This window comes from Paenibacillus sp. FSL H3-0286, assembly GCF_045040705.1.
In the GTDB taxonomy this organism is placed as follows: Bacteria; Bacillota; Bacilli; order Paenibacillales; family Paenibacillaceae; genus Paenibacillus_AQ; species Paenibacillus_AQ odorifer.
This window is the reverse complement of sequence record NZ_CP150285.1, coordinates 5249227-5266070: the sequence shown is the minus strand read 5'-3', so window position 1 is coordinate 5266070 and position 16844 is coordinate 5249227. Positions and strand designations below refer to the sequence as shown.

Sequence of the window (16844 nt, the reverse complement as noted above, 5' to 3'; positions counted from 1 at the left end):
GAGGGAAGCTTTTTGTTGTATAAAAAAGCTAAACCAGCCGATTAACATGTGCATTCCTGCGGAAATCAAGCGGGGCTTGATGATAGAATTTTTTGAATTGATGATAGAAATGACTGACATTCTCGAAGCCGGATTCCAAAGCGATATCGACCACACGCAGCTCGGTAGTGAGCAGTAGGTTGCGGGCTACATTGAGCTTTAGCTGGTTGATATATTCCGTAGGTGTCTGGTTCAAGTATTGCCGGAAGGCGCGGTTCACATGACCGGCGCTTCTCCCTGACAGCTCGTACAAGGCATGAAGTCCACGGTGCAAATTATCCTTTAAATGCATTTTGGTTATGGCATGCTCTAGCCAGAGCGGGAATTCTGGTTGAGCGACTGTCTCTGCGGAGAAAAAATGCTGGGTGAGTGTATCGACGAGCAGGCCTTTTAGAAAAATACGGGACTTAACCTTGTCTAGGGTTGATAGGATGCGAATGCGTTCCATAGAACGGACGAAACTAGCCATTTCCAGCTGAGATAACATGGCGATTCGAGGGAGGGGCGTGTTCAGCAAGCCGTGCAAAAACTCCTCTTCATTCAGATAAGCTAGAGCATCTTCAATGAGGCTTTTGCGGCAGGGAATGTTCAGGAAACGGCAATCGCTATCACCATCTGCTTCATATCTGTGGGTATCACTGGGCCGAATAAAGACAAGGCAGCCAGTCTGAAGCAGCTGCGCTGTCCCGTTAACAATATGCTGACATCTGCCTTCTGTGAGAATGAAAAATTCATAGAAATCATGCGTATGCTCTGGAGATACCTGACTTAAGGACTCCACCCAGAAAGGGTCTGCTAGTAGTTCAGGATTCATATGGCTTGCCTCGGTGTATTTGAGCATGTTCGTCCTCCAGGGTATTAGTGATGTTAAAATAGCACATGATTATCGAGAACACAACACAAGAAATATAAAGATATTATTGATAGACTTGATCTTTAAGAAGGCAAAATAGCACATTTTGGAGGCGGGAGAAAATGCATCTTGTAGATCTAAATGGAAAATGGAAAATGAGACGTCTGCATGAGCCGAGCTGGCTGGAGGCTAGTGTGCCAGGTTCTGTCTATCACGATTTATTGAATGCCGGAGAAATGCCGGATCCGTTCTATCGTGAGCAGGAATATGAGGTTCTGGAATTATCCAATGACGATTACGAATATCAGCGTTGCTTTCAAGTGGAAGCTGAAGTGTTACAGCATGACCGCGTATTTCTGCTGTGTGAGGGGCTGGATACATTATGCGAGCTTTTTGTGAATGGAACTAACATTCTGAACAGTGATAATATGCACCGGACGTATGAAGTGGACATTAAGTCAGTGTTGAAGCAAGGGGATAACACCATTCACGCGATTTTTCGTTCCCCAGTGGAATTTGCTCTGCGGAAGCAAGCGGAGCTGCCGCTTAGCAGTTGTGCTGATGCAGTGGAGGGAATATCCCATCTGCGCAAAGCACATTCCATGTTCGGCTGGGACTGGGGTCCGAAGCTGCCCGATCTTGGAATCTGGAGAAGTCTCTCCATTCAGGGGTATGACAGTGCCCGTGTTGACGATGTTTATATTACACAATTTCACGAGCCGGATATGGTTACTCTGGATGTTCGGGTAAGAATAGAGAGCTGGCAGGAGGTTGAACGGGAAATCGTAGTCAGAGTTCACACTCCAGCAGGTGTGGCCGTTGAACGTCGTGTGTTCGAAACTGCCGGAGAAGATCATCATATTACACTGGAAATTATCGAGCCAGAGCTGTGGTGGCCGAATAATCTGGGTGCACAACCCCTGTATAACGTCGAGGTTGTGCTGTTACAGAAGGGACAGGAGCTGGATCGTCGAGAACTGCGGATTGGATTAAGAACGATTTCTGTGAAGCAGGAAGAAGACCAGTGGGGACAATCATTCGCTTTTGAAGTCAACGGCGTGCTTATCTTTTCTACAGGTGCTGATTATATTCTGGAAGATAATCTTCTGCCTCGCGTGACTAAGGAGCGCACGGATCGCCTGCTCCAAAGCTGCGTGGCTGCTAACTTTAATACCATTCGCGTATGGGGTGGCGGTTATTATCCTGACGATTATTTTTATGATCTATGCGATGAATATGGGCTTATTGTCTGGCAGGATCATCTGTATGCCTGTGGAATCTATGCTCTGACAGAATCTTTTGAGGACAATATCACACATGAGACGATCGACAACATGAAGCGCCTGCGCCATCACGCATCGTTAGGCTTGTGGTGCGGCAACAACGAACAGGAGATGGCTTGGGTCGATTGGGATTGGGAGAATCATTATTCGCTCCAGCTAAAGGCCGACTATATCAAGCAATATGAAGTGCTTCTGCCGGCTATCGCTAAGGAAGTTGATCCCAATACCTTTTACTGGCGTGCCTCTCCTTCCTCTAAAGGAAGCTTTGATAAGCCGAATGACGAGAACTATGGAGACATGCATTACTGGGGAGTTTGGCATGGCAAGGAGCCTTTTACCGATTACCGGAAGCTCTATCCGCGTTATATGTCTGAGTTTGGCCTGCAATCCTTCCCAAGCTTAAAGACGATTGAATCCTTTACGCTGCCGGAGGATCGCAATATTTTCTCCTATGTCATGGAGTCCCACCAAAAGAACAATACCGGAAATGAGAAAATTCTCTATTATATCAGCGAGACCTACAAATATCCGAAGGATTTTGAATCTATTCTCTATGCGTCCCAGCTTATCCAAGCCGAAGGCATGCGCTGTGGCGTAGAGCATTGGCGTAGACATAGAGGGCGCTGCATGGGCGCATTGTATTGGCAGTTGAACGATTGTTGGCCGGTTGCTTCCTGGTCTAGCATCGATTATTATGGCCGGTGGAAAGCAATGCATTATACAGCTAGACGTTTTTTTGCTCCAGTTCTTGCTTCTGCACATGACGAAGGAACCGTAGTTTGCCTGCATGTCTCTAATGAGAGCCGAGAGAAAGTGAGCGGTGAATTAAGATGGAGACTGCTTACTCCGACATCAGAGGTTCTAATGGAAGGTGCGAAGTCGGTGAAGATTGAGGCTTTAAGCAGTGCCGAGTTCGATCGGCTTGATTTTGGTCATGTCTTGGATACAAAAGAGAAGAAACGTGAAGCCTATCTGGAATATGTATTTGAGGTAAAGGGGGAGACGATAAGCGGGGGAACCGTCTTGTTCGTTAAGCCGAAACACTTCAGCTTTGTTGATCCTGAGCTTGAAGCCGTAGTCACAGAGGAAGCAGAACAATTCGTTATTACTGTGAAGTCAAAAGCATATGCCCGTTTCGTTGGACTTGATTTCAAGGAAAGAGATGCGATCTTCAGTGATAACTATTTCGACCTGTCAGCTGGCATTTCAAGAATCGTTACGGTTGCCAAAAAAGATCTCGACAAACCAGCTACGGCTGAGGAACTGCGTGCCCAGCTTACTGTACGTTCCGTCTTTGATATTTAAGCAAAAGGTTATTTTCCTACTATATCCTAGGCTACCAATCTCCAAATGACAGTTTGATGATATATATTCTAGTGGTTTAGATCCTGTGTATAGATAGATCAATATTTTACTATAATAGGTATAGATATTAAGATTGTATACCCTTCCATTTCACTCTAAAATAGACTTCGAAGAAGCATTAACTACAAACAATAAACGTTCTATTGAGCTACCTTAAGGAGAGTGCAAACATATTATGGGTATTTATTATGACGACAACCGCAAGGTGTTTCATTTACAGTCAGAGAAATCCAGCTATATTATTGAAATGATCAAAGGTGTTATTCCAGCGCATGTCTACTGGGGCCCACAATTGGCAGGGAGAGAATTTCAACACCCGTTGAATTTGGTGGAACGTTGCTCTTTTAGCCCAACTTATTTGCAGGAGGATAAAAATATCTCCCTCGACACCTTGCCAAGCGAATTCCCTTCCTATGGAAACGGGGATTTCCGCGAACCGGCACTGGAGGTTCACCTAGTAGATGGCACGACCGTAACGGATTTCCGTTATAAGAGCTACACCATTAATAAAGGAAAACCTGCACTCAAAGGTCTGCCTGCTACTTATGTTGAAAGTGATGAAGAAGCAGAGACCTTGGAAATTATACTGCAAGATGATAAAACAGGATTGATCGCTGCCTTGAGCTATACCGTATTTAACGATCAGGATGTTATAACACGTTCCGTGCGGATTGAGAATCTGGGTAAGGACAATCTGGTTTTGAAAAGAGTATTAAGCGCGAATGTTGACTTCCATGATTCTGACTATGACATGCTGCAATTATCCGGTACTTGGACTAGAGAACGCCATATTCACAAAAGACCCCTCGTTCCTGGCATCCAGCGGATTGACAGCAAACGCGGCTCCAGCAGCCATCAGCAGAATCCTTTTATGGCCTTGCTTGCAAAAGATGCGACAGAGGACCATGGCGAAGTTTATGGATTCAGCCTTGTGTATAGCGGGAGTTTCCTCGCCCAAGCAGAAGTGGATCAATACGGAATTTCCAGAGTAGGGATCGGTATTCAACCTTTCAACTTTCAGTGGTTGCTTGAACCGGGCGAATCCTTTCAGGCACCTGAAGCAGTATTAGTAAGATCCAGTGAAGGGCTTGGCGGTTTATCGAGAACCTATCACCGTCTGTATCGGACCCGGTTATGCAGAGGTGAATTCCGCGATAGCAAGCGTCCTATTCTGATCAACAACTGGGAAGCGACTTATTTTAATTTTAATGCGGATAAAATCAAAGAAATTGCTAAAGCAGGAAAAGAGCTAGGCCTAGAGCTGTTTGTGCTGGATGACGGCTGGTTCGGCAAACGTGATAACGACGACAGCTCCCTGGGAGATTGGGTAGAGGATCGTCGCAAGCTGCCTGAAGGTCTTGGAAAGCTAGGCGAAGATATCACGGCAATGGGCATGGAATTCGGATTATGGTTCGAGCCAGAAATGGTATCGCCTGAAAGTGATCTTTACCGTGAACATCCAGACTGGTGTCTCCATGTACCTGGGCATAAAAGTTCATTAGCCCGCCAGCAGCTAGTGCTGGATTTATCCCGTAAGGATGTATGTGATTATATCGTCGAGTCAGTTAGCTCGGTATTATCATCCGCTCCGATTACTTATGTGAAATGGGATATGAACCGGAATATGACGGAGATTGGATCAGCGCTTCTTCCAGCCGAACGTCAACGTGAAACGGCACACCGTTATATCCTAGGACTTTATGATGTGCTGGAACGTATCGTTTCCCGTTTCCCTCATATTTTGTTCGAAAGCTGCTCCGGCGGGGGCGGACGATTTGACCCGGGAATGCTGTATTATATGCCACAGACCTGGACTAGCGATGATACGGATGCAGTGGAAAGATTGAAGATCCAATACGGAACAAGTATGGTGTATCCTGCGAGTTCAATGGGTGCCCATGTGTCGGCTGTTCCTAACCATCAGGTACATCGTATTACACCTTTGGAGACACGTGGTCATGTCGCGATGTCGGGTAATTTCGGCTACGAGCTGGATTTGACCAAGCTTACTGAAGCTGAGCGCGAGGATATCCGCAAGCAGGTTTCGGAGTACAAGGAACTGAGAATGCTGATTCAGTACGGTGATTTCTATCGACTGCTTAGTCCTTTTGAAGGAAACGAGACGGCATGGATGTTTGTTTCCGCTGATAAAAAAGAAGCCTTCGCCACCTACTTCCAAGTTCTGGCCGGGCCTAATCCACCGTTGCGCAGATTGCGTCTGAAAGGACTCGACCCTGCGAAATCGTATAAGCTTGAGTTTAACGGCGGAGTATACAGAGGGGATGAACTGATGCACTTCGGACTCACGCTTCCACAGCTCGAGGGCGATTTCAGAAGCCTACTTTTCGTGCTTAGAGAAGTTTAATCAAAAAAGGAGGGTGTCCCAAAAGCCATTGGCTGCTGGGCACCTTCCTTTTTTTCTCCTTTTTTGAGTTCTTTTGTGACTAGCTGCGCGCCCGAAGCTGTTATTGGATGGGGTGTTTAGCAGAATGTTTACCTAGCCTTAGCCGGGGATAGCGGGCTCGAATAAGGGTGTTTAGCAAGATGCTTTGCTAGCCAGGTGCTGCCGTACGCGAATTAGTGCACCTTGTAAGTAGCTTGACGCCACTGAAATTGAGTGTTTATAACTCGAAGTCGGCGGGCTCAAATTGGTGCACCATGTAAGTTGCTTCCCCAGCCAACACGGTGCTATCGGACTCAAATGCCGCTAATCGCAGTCTTTTCACACATTTGGAGTTTTATCGGACCGCATAGTCGCTATTGACTCTAAAAGTACCTAATATGCACCTCTTTCGGAGGAATAGCTGCACTGGAGTCCGAAACTGTGCTCAAAAGGCGGAAAATTGGCAAATAGCGTCATCTGAGTCCGAAAGCGGCGGGGGAAGGGGGACTCGGTGCTATAGGACTCAAATGCCGCTAACCGCAGTCTTTTCACACATTTGGAGTTTTATCGGACCGCATAGTCGCTATTGGCTCGAAAAGTACCTAATATGCACCTCTTTCGAAGGAATAGCTGCACTGGAGTCCGAAACTGTACTCAAAAGACGAAAAATTGGCAAATAGCGTCATCTGAGTCCGAAAGCGCGGTAGAGGGGGGTGACTCGGTGCTTTCGTATGCGAATTAAGGTGTTTAGCAGGATGTTTACCTAGGCGGGGGCTGCCGTACGCGAATTAGGGTGTTTAGCAAGTTTCTTCCCTAGCCGTGGGCTAGCGTACGCGAATTGGTGCACCATGTAAGTTGCTTCCCCAGCCAACACGGTGCTATCGGACTCAAATGCCGCTAATCGCTCGCTTTTCACACATTTGGAGTTTTATCGGACCGCATAGTCGCTATTGACTCTAAAAGTACCAAATATGCACCTCTTTCGAAGGAATAGCTGCACTGGAGTCCGAAACTGTACTCAAAAGACGAAAAATTGGCAAATAGCGTCATCTGAGTCCGAAAGCGGCGGTAGAGGGGGGTGACTCGGTGCTTTCGTATGCGAATTAAGGTGTTTAGCAGGATGTTTACCTAGGCGGGGGCTGCCGTACGCGAATTAGGGTGTTTAGCAAGTTGCTTCCTTAGCCGGGGACTGCTGGACGCGAATTAGTACGACATGCAAGTTGCTTACCCAGCCAACACGGTGCTATCGGACTCAAATGCCGCTAACCGCAGTCTTTTCACACATTTGGAGTTTTATCGGACCGCATAGTCGCTATTGGCTCGAAAAGTACCTAATATGCACCTCTTTCGGAGGAATAGCTGCACTGGAGTCCGAAACTGTGCTCAAAAGGCGAAAAATTGGCAAATAGCTTCATCTGGGTTCGAAAGCGGGGGAGGGTGCTTGTGAGTTGGCACCACCAGATCTGAATGGTTACTACTTGCATCCACCGGCCCCGAATTCGCCTGCCACGCCTGCCACTCAGCTCTATCGAAGCCGAATAGATATGCCTAGCAACATCAATTTTCAAAAAACACATGTTTGGACAGGAACTCTAGGTCCTGCTCGCGGTAAGTGGAGGGGCTAACTCCAAAGTAGGAACGAAAAACTTTGCCGAAATAGCTGGCATTGTCAAACCCGGTGTCCACAGCGATCTGGTAGATCGTCTGATCTGTTGTTTTCAGCATAGATGCTGCCAGCTCGATCCGTCTCCTTCTTAAATACTCAAAAGGCGAGAGATTGATGTTTTTTTGAAATAGCCTGCAAAGATGATGTTTAGAAATTCCAACATGTGCGGCGACATCGTCTAAGCTAAGGTTATTATTGTGCAGATCATTTTTCATGAATTGTATAGCGGCATGGAGTTTGTCATTTTTTATATAGGTGGTTAACAAACTTGGTTTCTTGAGGTATTTCTCCATGGACAATATCCACTGAAAGGCTTTCCCCGTTAGAAAATGCAAATCTCTTTCTTCATCAACCTGGATGTCCTTGAACATACTCCACAATAAATCCATCGGAACCGATTCCTGAGGGAGTTCTATAATAGGACCGCCATGTGCGATCAGCTGGTTCCAGAGTGAAATAGCTAGAGGTCCTCGTACATTCAGCCAAATGAATTCCCAGGGCTCTGTACCTTCCTCCGGATAATAATATCTGTGTATACTGGGGACAGTCACTAGGAAAGCTTTGCCCTTCGTTAATGGGTGAACAACCCCGTCTATTTCAATTCTACCCTCTCCAGATAAGGTGTACTGAAAAATAACACAACTTCTCTCCGTCCGGTTCTGGCCGTTGAATGAATATGCCGGAGTTTCGGCTTGTTCCCAGCCAATAGAATCAAACAGAAGCATAGAAGCTTGTTCTTCCGAGCGAATGGTGTAGGAGGAGCGCAACATTAGCAGGTTTCCTTTCCATGGTTCGTTACTTCATTCAAAGTGTAAACTTTTTTGTTGATCTGTTCAATTTTTGTTTCATTTAATCTGCTGTCTTCGATATTGATAAGGCGTAATGCCATACTGATCTTTGAACAGCTTAATGAAATATTGTGGCTTTTTGTAGCCGACTAGATGTGAAATATCGAGCACATGTAAGTTGGAATCGATTAATAACTTGGAGGCCTTTTCCAAGCGTTTAGAAGAAATGTAGCTCGATAAATTTTCACCCGTCTCCTGCTTATAAAATTTGGACAGGTAAACAGGATGTAGGTGAACAATTTTCCCTAAGTCCTCCAGGCTCAAGCAATCACTAATATGATTGGAGATATAGGCTTGAATGGTATGAACAATGTTTTGATTGGAAAATTTAGCGTTTCTATCTAATTGGGTGAGGCTCTGCAAGATGGATTGAAGAGCCGTATCTGGCTCTGATAATTGATTGAAAATCCAGTCTGCGACCTCAGCTGATTGGATTTTATCAGTTGTGGAATACAGCAAATTAATGAATTCGAGCAGGTAGAGGAGCTTTTGTTTTTTGACAGTGAGCTTGGCAAAGTTTTTTAAAATGTTTTTTCTGGTTTGTTCCCATTCTCCAAGCTCTAATTTAGGGAGAGCACTAGAGGCACTCAGCATAGTAAAGTCTCTGGCCCCAATATTTTCATTAAAAAAGAAATGATAAAAAATATCCCGAACAGCATGCTTTTGAGAAAATTCAAACGGCTCGGAAAAAGAAATGGAATCGACGCTGCTTGCCACAGTTTCGGTATTGGATTCTGGAATAATTCCAGTAATGGCTGATGGAGTGATCCAAATAAAGTCCCGTCCACCATTATGATCTTTTAACATCATTTCATCTTTCCCTCTAGCCTCTGAGGCGTGAAAAAAGCAAAAGTGCTCATTCCGTAAAGCAGTATCGAGTGTGCTGTGATCATAACGTAGTGGGGAAGGTCCGCTAATAACAGAAAGCAAGTAACCTAGCCCATCTATGTTTTTCTCTGCCACTGGGGTTTTTGGGGGTTTCTCAGCGATACTCTTAATAACTTGACTCATGGCTTTTTCCATATCCTCTTTATCAACCGGCTTGAGTAAATAATCGAGTGCACCCAGACGAATGGCTTGTTGTGCATAATCAAATTGAGAATAACCGGAAAGAAAAATCACCTTGGTTTTGAGCTTTTTTTCATGAACATGATGCAGTAAATCAATGCCGGATACCTCGGGCATACGAATATCTGTAATAAGGATATCTATATGATTCTGATTCAATAGCTCCTTGGCTTCAATAGAATTTGTTGTCGTCTCAATATGCTCAATTCCAAATTTGCTCCAATCCAGCAGGTGTTTTAAATATTCAACGATGTAATGCCCGTCATCAACTATCAATAATCGCATATTGTCCTCCTTCATCCAGCGAGAAATCTATGAATGCCAGCACGGATAAACCACCCCAGTCATTGATGAAGAACCGCAGTCCGCTTAATTCACCATACGCATTTTTGAGGCGATGATGAATGTTCCAAAGACCAATTCCTCTTGATCCTTCAGGTGGGGATTCATTCTCAAGTCTGGCCATTAGCTGGTGTATTTCCTCAGCAGTAAGCCCCTTACCGTCATCGGCAACAATAATTAATGCTCCAGTATCAAGTTCTTTTACATCTATAGTAACGCGATGAGCCCCTTGCTGTTCTTCAATCCCATGCTGAATTGCGTTCTCGACCATAGGCTGGATAATCAGTGGCATAATCAGATGCTCTCCCAGTTCAGGAGGCAGGTTGATTTCATAATTTATTTTTTTGGAAAGTGACATGATGGATAAAAAATGATCGGCAAGCTGCAATTCAGAAGCCAACGTAACATTATCTGAATTCATTTTTGTTAAATAACGATAGTACTCTGCTAAATGCTTGCTCATCTGCATTACGGCTTCCGGTGAAGTTTTTGCCACTGCCATAATAAAAAACAGATTATTGTAAAGAAAATGTGGATTGATCTGAGCCTGTAGCTGTTTCACTTCGGCGTTTCTGCGCAGCTCGGTTTCTATTTTTAATGAAGCGAATAAAGCCTGTATTTTGGCGACCATGTGGTTAAAGCTTTTAAATAGACTATAAAATTGATTGTCCGGGTTCTCACTAATTCTGGTGCTGTAATTCCCTTGTTCCACTTGGTAGAATTTCTTGTCGAGCAAATATACATTACGATAATAGTTTCGATAGAACATAAAAATCACGATAAGACCAATGATCAAGATCATTAAGATGCTGACAAAAAACACCTGTTTATTCCGGTTAAGCGGATTCAAAAAATCACTCATTCGCGTATAGGTAACTAGATACGTATCAATCGGCTCAATATACTTTGATAAAACATAATAATCGTCATCGTTGATATGATAGTCAAACTTTAGAATTTCATGTGCATTGGGTGTTATCGTCTCCTTGGCTTTTTCCTCGATTCGAATATCCACCGCTTTATTGCTAATCATTAAACTCTTGTTCACAAGTAAAAAGGCATTGGAGCTCTCGCCGCCACTCACTGCTTTTTCTAAAAGACTTGTTAAATACTCCTTTTTCAGCTTAACGCCCACGATGTACTGAATATTGGCAGGATTCTTAGGTTCATGAATATAAGGATAGATTGAAAAATAATACAAATTGTTATTAACAATCTGCCAGCCTCGCTGCGTGACTTTCTGAAAGGGCTGTTTGGCAAGCGAATCATGACCCGTAAAAATAAAAGTGCCGTCCGATTTCCAGTAGATACCGATAGATTCAATCGCCTGACTGGAAAGAAGTGGTGCTGATATGCGGTCATAGATATCGTTTTTTTTCATCTGGGCATCGTAATTGTTCATCTCTTGTATTTTGCTTTGATAGAAACGTACGGAGGTGTCGGCTGTATATTGGATGCCATACAAACTTGCCTCAGAGATGATGCCATCCAGAATGCTTTCCGTATAGGCTAGCTGATTTTTGGAGGAGTTAACCAAGCTCTCTTGAATGGTTTTGGAACCTAGGGAGTTCATTACGAAAAACAAACTTAAGGTAAGTAAAAGGAAAAAAACGAAAAAATATATGAATCGTTTCATATTTACTTTTTTAATCATAAGCATTACTCCTGTCGCTAGGACTCGTGTGAATTCATCATAAGCCATATATTCCAAAAGAAAAAGAGAAGAGCTCTCGCAAAATGAAAGCGTTTATAAAGATGTTTAGCGAGTGGTTATGATATTTAATTTGAGACATTTTCGAATGAAAGCGCTTTTGTTAACATTAAACCAGAAAGAAATTAGCAGCCAAGAATGTAAAAGGGGGTAAGCACAATAGCACAGATAATGAATACCCAGCTCAAATGGAGTGAGAAAGTCAACGTTAAAAAAAGCAGAAAGAATCCTTGGAAAAAGGAAATCAAAAAAAATTGGCCGTTGTATGTTTTATGTATCCCAGCTTTGGTATTCGTTCTAATTTTTGCCTACGGTCCTATGGTCGGATTAGTGATGGCCTTTCAGGATTACAAGCCCTGGCTTGGAATTACAGGTTCAACTTGGATTGGTTGGGATAACTTCGCAAGAATCTTTCAATATAAAGAGGCAACACAATCCATTATCAACACCCTTATTATTGCTGTAATCAAAATTATAGTCGGAATTATTGTTCCTATCTTTATGGCGATTCTGCTAAGCGAGATTAGAAACATGGGGATTAAAAAGAGTATTCAAACCTTGGTCTATTTACCGCATTTTCTCTCTTGGGTAACCGTTGCCGGAATCATGATTGATATCTTAGGTCTGGATGGGGGCATAAATCATTTTCTTACGAATTTCCTCGGACTGAAACCGATTTTCTTTTTGGGGGATCCTACGCTGTTCAGACCGACGATCATCATCAGTGATTTATGGAAAAACTTCGGATTTGGCATGATTGTCTACTTAGCGGTGATTACAGGGATCGATCCATCTTATTATGAGGCAGCTGAGATCGACGGCGCGTCACGCCGCCAACAAATAAGACATGTTACCTTACCGAGTATGATGCCGATGATCATCGTAATTGCAACGTTAAGCCTTGGAAATATCCTGGATGCAGGATTTGACCAAATCTTTAACTTATACAATCCACTCGTATATAGTACGGGGGATATCATCGATACTTATGTTTACCGGTCATCCTTATTGAATGGCCAATACGGTTTTGGTACCGCTGTTGGATTGTTTAAATCTGGCATCAGCTTCATATTAATCGTAATTTCCTATCGAATTGCTTACAAGGTAGCTAACTACAAAATATTTTAAGCCGAAGTTGTTAAGCTTACAAAACTGTTAGGAGGAATGGGAGTGTATTATAAATCCAAGGGTTATAGGATATTTTCGATTTTCAATCATATCCTCCTGATTCTAGTAGCCTTATCGTGTTTATTGCCTATGCTTCATTTGCTAGCACAATCATTTAGTAGTAAGACAGCGGTAAATGGGAATTTGGTATCCTTTTGGCCGGTGGACTTTAATATCGAAGCCTATGTGAAAACTTTTAAAAACACGAATTTTACAGGCTCCATGAGAATCTCAGTGGTCCGGACGGTACTGGGGACGTTAATCAGCATGTTCATTATTACAACGGCGGGGTATGCCTTGTCCAAAGATTTCCGAGGGCGTAATGCTTTAATGTGGATTTTTATATTCACGATGTTGTTTTCCGGTGGATTGATTCCTTCTTATATATTGGTTACGAAACTTGGGCTCAAGGACACGATCTGGTCGCTCGTGCTTCCCGGTGCCTTCGGAGCTTATAATTTGATTCTGATTATGAATTTCTTTAAAACAATCCCTAAGGCGCTTGAAGAGGCGGCATTTATCGATGGGGCTTCGTTCTTCGTCATTTTCCGGAAAATCTATCTTCCGCTTTCCCTTCCCGGTCTGGCAACCGTTGGTTTGTTTATCATGGTGGGGAGCTGGAACGCATGGTTTGATGGGATTTTGTATATGTCGAATACAACGGACTATCCGTTAGCTTCATTCTTACAGACTGTAGTGGTGCAAGGATCAGCGCAGAGTATGGCACTTAGTCAATCAGAAGCAGCCGCGTTGTCAGAACAGAGTATCAAAGCTGCGCAAATTTTTATTAGCACACTGCCCATTATCCTTGTGTACCCTTTTCTACAGAAGTATTTTGTCAAAGGCATCGTTCTGGGTGCTGTAAAAGAATAACGTGACCAACATATAAAACTTTAATTCAAAGGAGCTTATTGATGAAAAAAACAGGGGCCTTACTAACGACTACTGTATTGATGGCAGGATTGCTAGCGGGCTGCGGCTCAAACGGTAAAGAATCTACTGCGGCAGAAGCGGTTCTCAAAGACGGCAAATACGATCCTCCTATTACTATCAACATCGCCAAGCAACAAGATGAGAATGCCGGTAAATATATCAACGGGGAGAGCTTAAATGATAATGTGTTGACCCGCTGGGGTGTCGAGAATCTAGGGATTAACATCCAAACTACTCTTTTGGGCGGTGATGCCTCCCAATATAATACGAAACTTCGTTTAGCGCTCACTGGTTCCGAGAAGCTTCCGGATGTTTTGCCAGTGTATGATACCTCATTAGAAAATGATCTGATTCAATCTGGACTTGTAAAAGATATTGCGGAGGACATTAACAAATACATGCCTGAGCGTCTGAAAGAAATATATAAACAATATCCAACAACGTTCAACCCGGTTATCCAGGACGGCAAGGTTTATGGGATGGCGATCTCGCCCAATCTCACTGAAGGTGAGGTCATGCTTATCCGTCAAGATTGGTTAGATAAATTAAATTTAAAAGCGCCAACAAATATAGATGAATTTGAACAGGTAATCGCTGCTTTTACGAATGATGATCCGGATGGTAACGGAAAAAATGATACTTATGGATTTGATTTCTCGGGAAAAGATTCTTACAACACGGGCTGGGTAAGCGACTCTGTAATGATTTTTAGTGCTTATACAGGGAAGAGTCTCCCCGGCCAATGGTATAACGACAATGGAAAACTCACTTACGGTTCCGTCGCTGATGGGACAAAAGATGCGTTAGCTAAACTTCGCGATTGGTACTCCAAAGGGTATTTAAATAAGGAGTTGGCTACACAGGGTGCATGGGATGCACTGGCGGATTTCACTGAAGGTAAAGCAGGGATTATTATTGGCCGTCCTTGGCTGTACGGCAGTGTTAAAGATGTGGAAACTAACGTAAAAGGGGCTAAAATCAAAGCTTACCCAACAATTAACGGTGTAAGTGGGGATCGAACCTACCAATCCGGTCAACAGAACGATGGTGTCTTTATGTTTAATAAAGACTTTAACAATATGGAAGCTTTCTTCTTGTATTATGACAAGCTTTACGATGCAGCATTTGGTACCGGAGATTTCAAATATGGTTATGCTCAGGGATATGATTATGACATCGTTGGCGATGAAGTGGTATTCGATTCCAAGAAATTCAATACGCCTTTGGATGCCGCTCAAGGTGTAGGGAAAATGGCTTTTACCAAAAATACACCAAGTGTGGATGGCCCAGGTAAATCTTTTTATGATCTTTCCAAAGGTGCAAAAGCTGAGAATGGGGTCTTGATCAGATCGGCATCAAATGATGAAACAGCCAAAGAGGGATATGTGATTTCCTATGAGAATAGAGAGTCACTGCTTCCAAATGCATTTAACGGTCCACCTACCAAGACCATGCAGACAACTTGGGAGCAACTGAATACGATGGAAAAGGAAACCTTCACCAAAATTATTTACAGTAAAGAGCCGCTAACTGCGTACGATGACTTCGTGAAGCAATGGCATGACAAAGGCGGTACGAAAATTTCCGAAGAAATCAACGAATGGTATAACAATGCTAGCAAGGTGGATGTGATGTCTCAGATGGGATTGAAATAAGTTCGCAAGAACAGCAGGTTCAGTTAAGGTCATCCTTGGCCGGACCTGCTTTTTTGTCTAAAAATCTGATCCTCTGGAGGTTAATCATGGACGAAAATGCGAGTACAGTCACCCTACTAAATAGCGCTCCACTTCTGGATATGAGCGGAAATCCTGTACATGCACATGGTGGACATATGCTCTATACGGATGGATATTATTACTGGTTTGGTGAGAACCGGATGGATCGGCGGAGAGTGAGCTGCTACCGATCTGTGGATCTAGTGAATTGGGAATGGCGCAATGATGTGCTCACACTCGATTCACCGGTACAGCCGATTTATCATCGCACCACATTAGAGCTTGAACCCTTGGACAGGGAGGGGCGCCCAACGGGTGCGGTAATTGAGCGCCCAAAAGTACTCTACAACAAACTTACAGGGAGATTTGTTATGTGGATGCATTGGGAAAATGGACGCGACTACTCTGATGCGCGCTGCGCGATCGCTGATTGCGGGACGGTAGATGGGGATTATGTTTACCGGGGCAGCTTTAATCCGATAGGTAACATGTCTCGGGACTGCACCTTGTTCCAGGATGACGATGGGACGGCATATTTTATCTCCGCGGCAAGGGAAAATGCTGATCTTATTATGTATCGTCTGTCACCTGATTACCTCAGCATAGAAGAACAGGTCAAGACCTTGTGGCCCGGACAAGCGCGTGAAGCACCTGCATTAATGAAACGTCAGGGTGTATACTTCCTCATCTCGTCCGCCTGTACGGGCTGGTTGCCTAACCAAGGAACCTATGCCTGGTCCGAGGAATTATTTGGTCGTTGGTCACCCTTGCTGCCTTTGGGCGACATCACTACATACGACAGCCAGCCTGCTTTTATAGTTCCTATTGTAGGAACAGACAATGACCAGTGCTCTTACCTGTATGTTGGGGATCGCTGGGACCCTGCGGATTATTATGCCTCTTCCTATGTATTTCTGCCGCTCGGCTTTCCTTCTGACCGGGAAATGAAGCTTGACTGGGCAGAGCGAACGGTGATTGACCTAAGGAAGGGAATCGTAGCTGTGGAATGCGGCTCTGGTAGTGGTCTGTTCAGATTGAAAAGCTTAGGAATGGGGCTTTATCTGGCGGCGGGAAATCAATCCATTGAACATGAGGAGACCCTGAACGTCGAAGTCCGGACGCTTTCGTATGAAGATCAGCAGCAGAGATGGACGGTTGAATACGGGGAGAAGGGTAGGGCGAGAATTCGAAACAGTGAAAAGGCCTTATCTATTGGCCCGTTGAATTCCTTGCTGCTGGAGCCTATTCATGACAACGAAGATCAGTTTATATGGTTGCTTACAGAGACAGAAGCAGGTTCACTGACTATTGGGAGCAATGACGGAAGAGTTCTTACCGTAGCAGGAGAACAGCGTGGGGGCTGGGGTTGTGTGTTTCTTGAATCCAAACGCTGCCATGATCCCCGTCTAGGTGCAGACCCGCAGCTTTTTCAACTGATTTCAGTAAGGTAAACAGTTTAGAGAAAAGAGGT

Annotated in this window: 10 protein-coding genes; 6 read left to right on the top strand and 4 right to left on the bottom strand. The window is 44.1% G+C overall.

Features of this window, described 5'->3' with window-relative positions; translation table 11 throughout:
* Positions 1–28: 28 nt before the first annotated feature.
* Positions 29–880, bottom strand: a complete 852-nt coding sequence (locus tag MHB37_RS23715; protein WP_076194798.1) for a helix-turn-helix domain-containing protein — start codon at positions 878–880, stop codon at positions 29–31.
* Between the two features lie 134 nt (positions 881–1014).
* Here MHB37_RS23715 and MHB37_RS23710 point away from each other — a divergent pair, with 134 nt between their 5' ends.
* Entirely contained in the window at positions 1015–3480 is a 2466-nt protein-coding gene (locus tag MHB37_RS23710) for a glycosyl hydrolase 2 galactose-binding domain-containing protein (protein ID WP_076194796.1), read from the top strand.
* A gap of 235 nt (positions 3481–3715) precedes the next feature.
* Positions 3716–5905 carry an alpha-galactosidase gene (locus tag MHB37_RS23705; protein WP_076194794.1) on the top strand — a complete coding sequence of 730 codons (2190 nt, stop codon included), beginning with the start codon at positions 3716–3718 and terminating at the stop codon, positions 5903–5905.
* Positions 5906–7480: 1575 nt separating this feature from the next.
* On the opposite strand, the gene MHB37_RS23700 is transcribed toward MHB37_RS23705, so the two are convergent.
* The 3 genes from MHB37_RS23700 to MHB37_RS23690 form a co-directional block, all read right to left on the bottom strand.
* Positions 7481–8359, bottom strand: a complete 879-nt coding sequence (locus MHB37_RS23700; RefSeq protein ID WP_076130289.1) for an AraC family transcriptional regulator — start codon at positions 8357–8359, stop codon at positions 7481–7483.
* A 75-nt stretch (positions 8360–8434) separates the two neighbouring features.
* On the bottom strand, positions 8435–9790 hold the full coding sequence (locus tag MHB37_RS23695) for a response regulator (protein ID WP_076194791.1): 1356 nt from the start codon (positions 9788–9790) through the stop codon (positions 8435–8437).
* Positions 9771–11501 (bottom strand): sensor histidine kinase, encoded by a 1731-nt coding sequence (locus tag MHB37_RS23690; protein ID WP_076130287.1) that lies wholly within the window; start codon positions 11499–11501, stop codon positions 9771–9773. The genes MHB37_RS23695 and MHB37_RS23690 overlap by 20 nt, the downstream gene beginning before the upstream one ends.
* Before the next feature lie 228 nt (positions 11502–11729).
* Here MHB37_RS23690 and MHB37_RS23685 point away from each other — a divergent pair, with 228 nt between their 5' ends.
* The 4 genes from MHB37_RS23685 to MHB37_RS23670 all read left to right on the top strand — a co-directional run bounded on the left by MHB37_RS23685 (position 11730) and on the right by MHB37_RS23670 (position 16824).
* Complete coding sequence (locus tag MHB37_RS23685) at positions 11730–12686, top strand: sugar ABC transporter permease (RefSeq protein WP_081387975.1); 957 nt, start codon at positions 11730–11732, stop codon at positions 12684–12686.
* 42 nt (positions 12687–12728) lie between these two features.
* On the top strand, positions 12729–13598 hold the full coding sequence (locus tag MHB37_RS23680; protein WP_081383383.1) for a carbohydrate ABC transporter permease: 870 nt from the start codon (positions 12729–12731) through the stop codon (positions 13596–13598).
* 41 nt (positions 13599–13639) lie between these two features.
* Positions 13640–15313, top strand: a complete 1674-nt coding sequence (locus tag MHB37_RS23675; RefSeq protein ID WP_076186948.1) for a hypothetical protein — start codon at positions 13640–13642, stop codon at positions 15311–15313.
* Between the two features lie 86 nt (positions 15314–15399).
* The gene (locus MHB37_RS23670) at positions 15400–16824 is read left to right on the top strand and encodes a family 43 glycosylhydrolase (protein ID WP_405168593.1); all 1425 of its coding nucleotides are present in this window, start codon (positions 15400–15402) and stop codon (positions 16822–16824) included.
* Positions 16825–16844 lie beyond the last annotated feature (20 nt).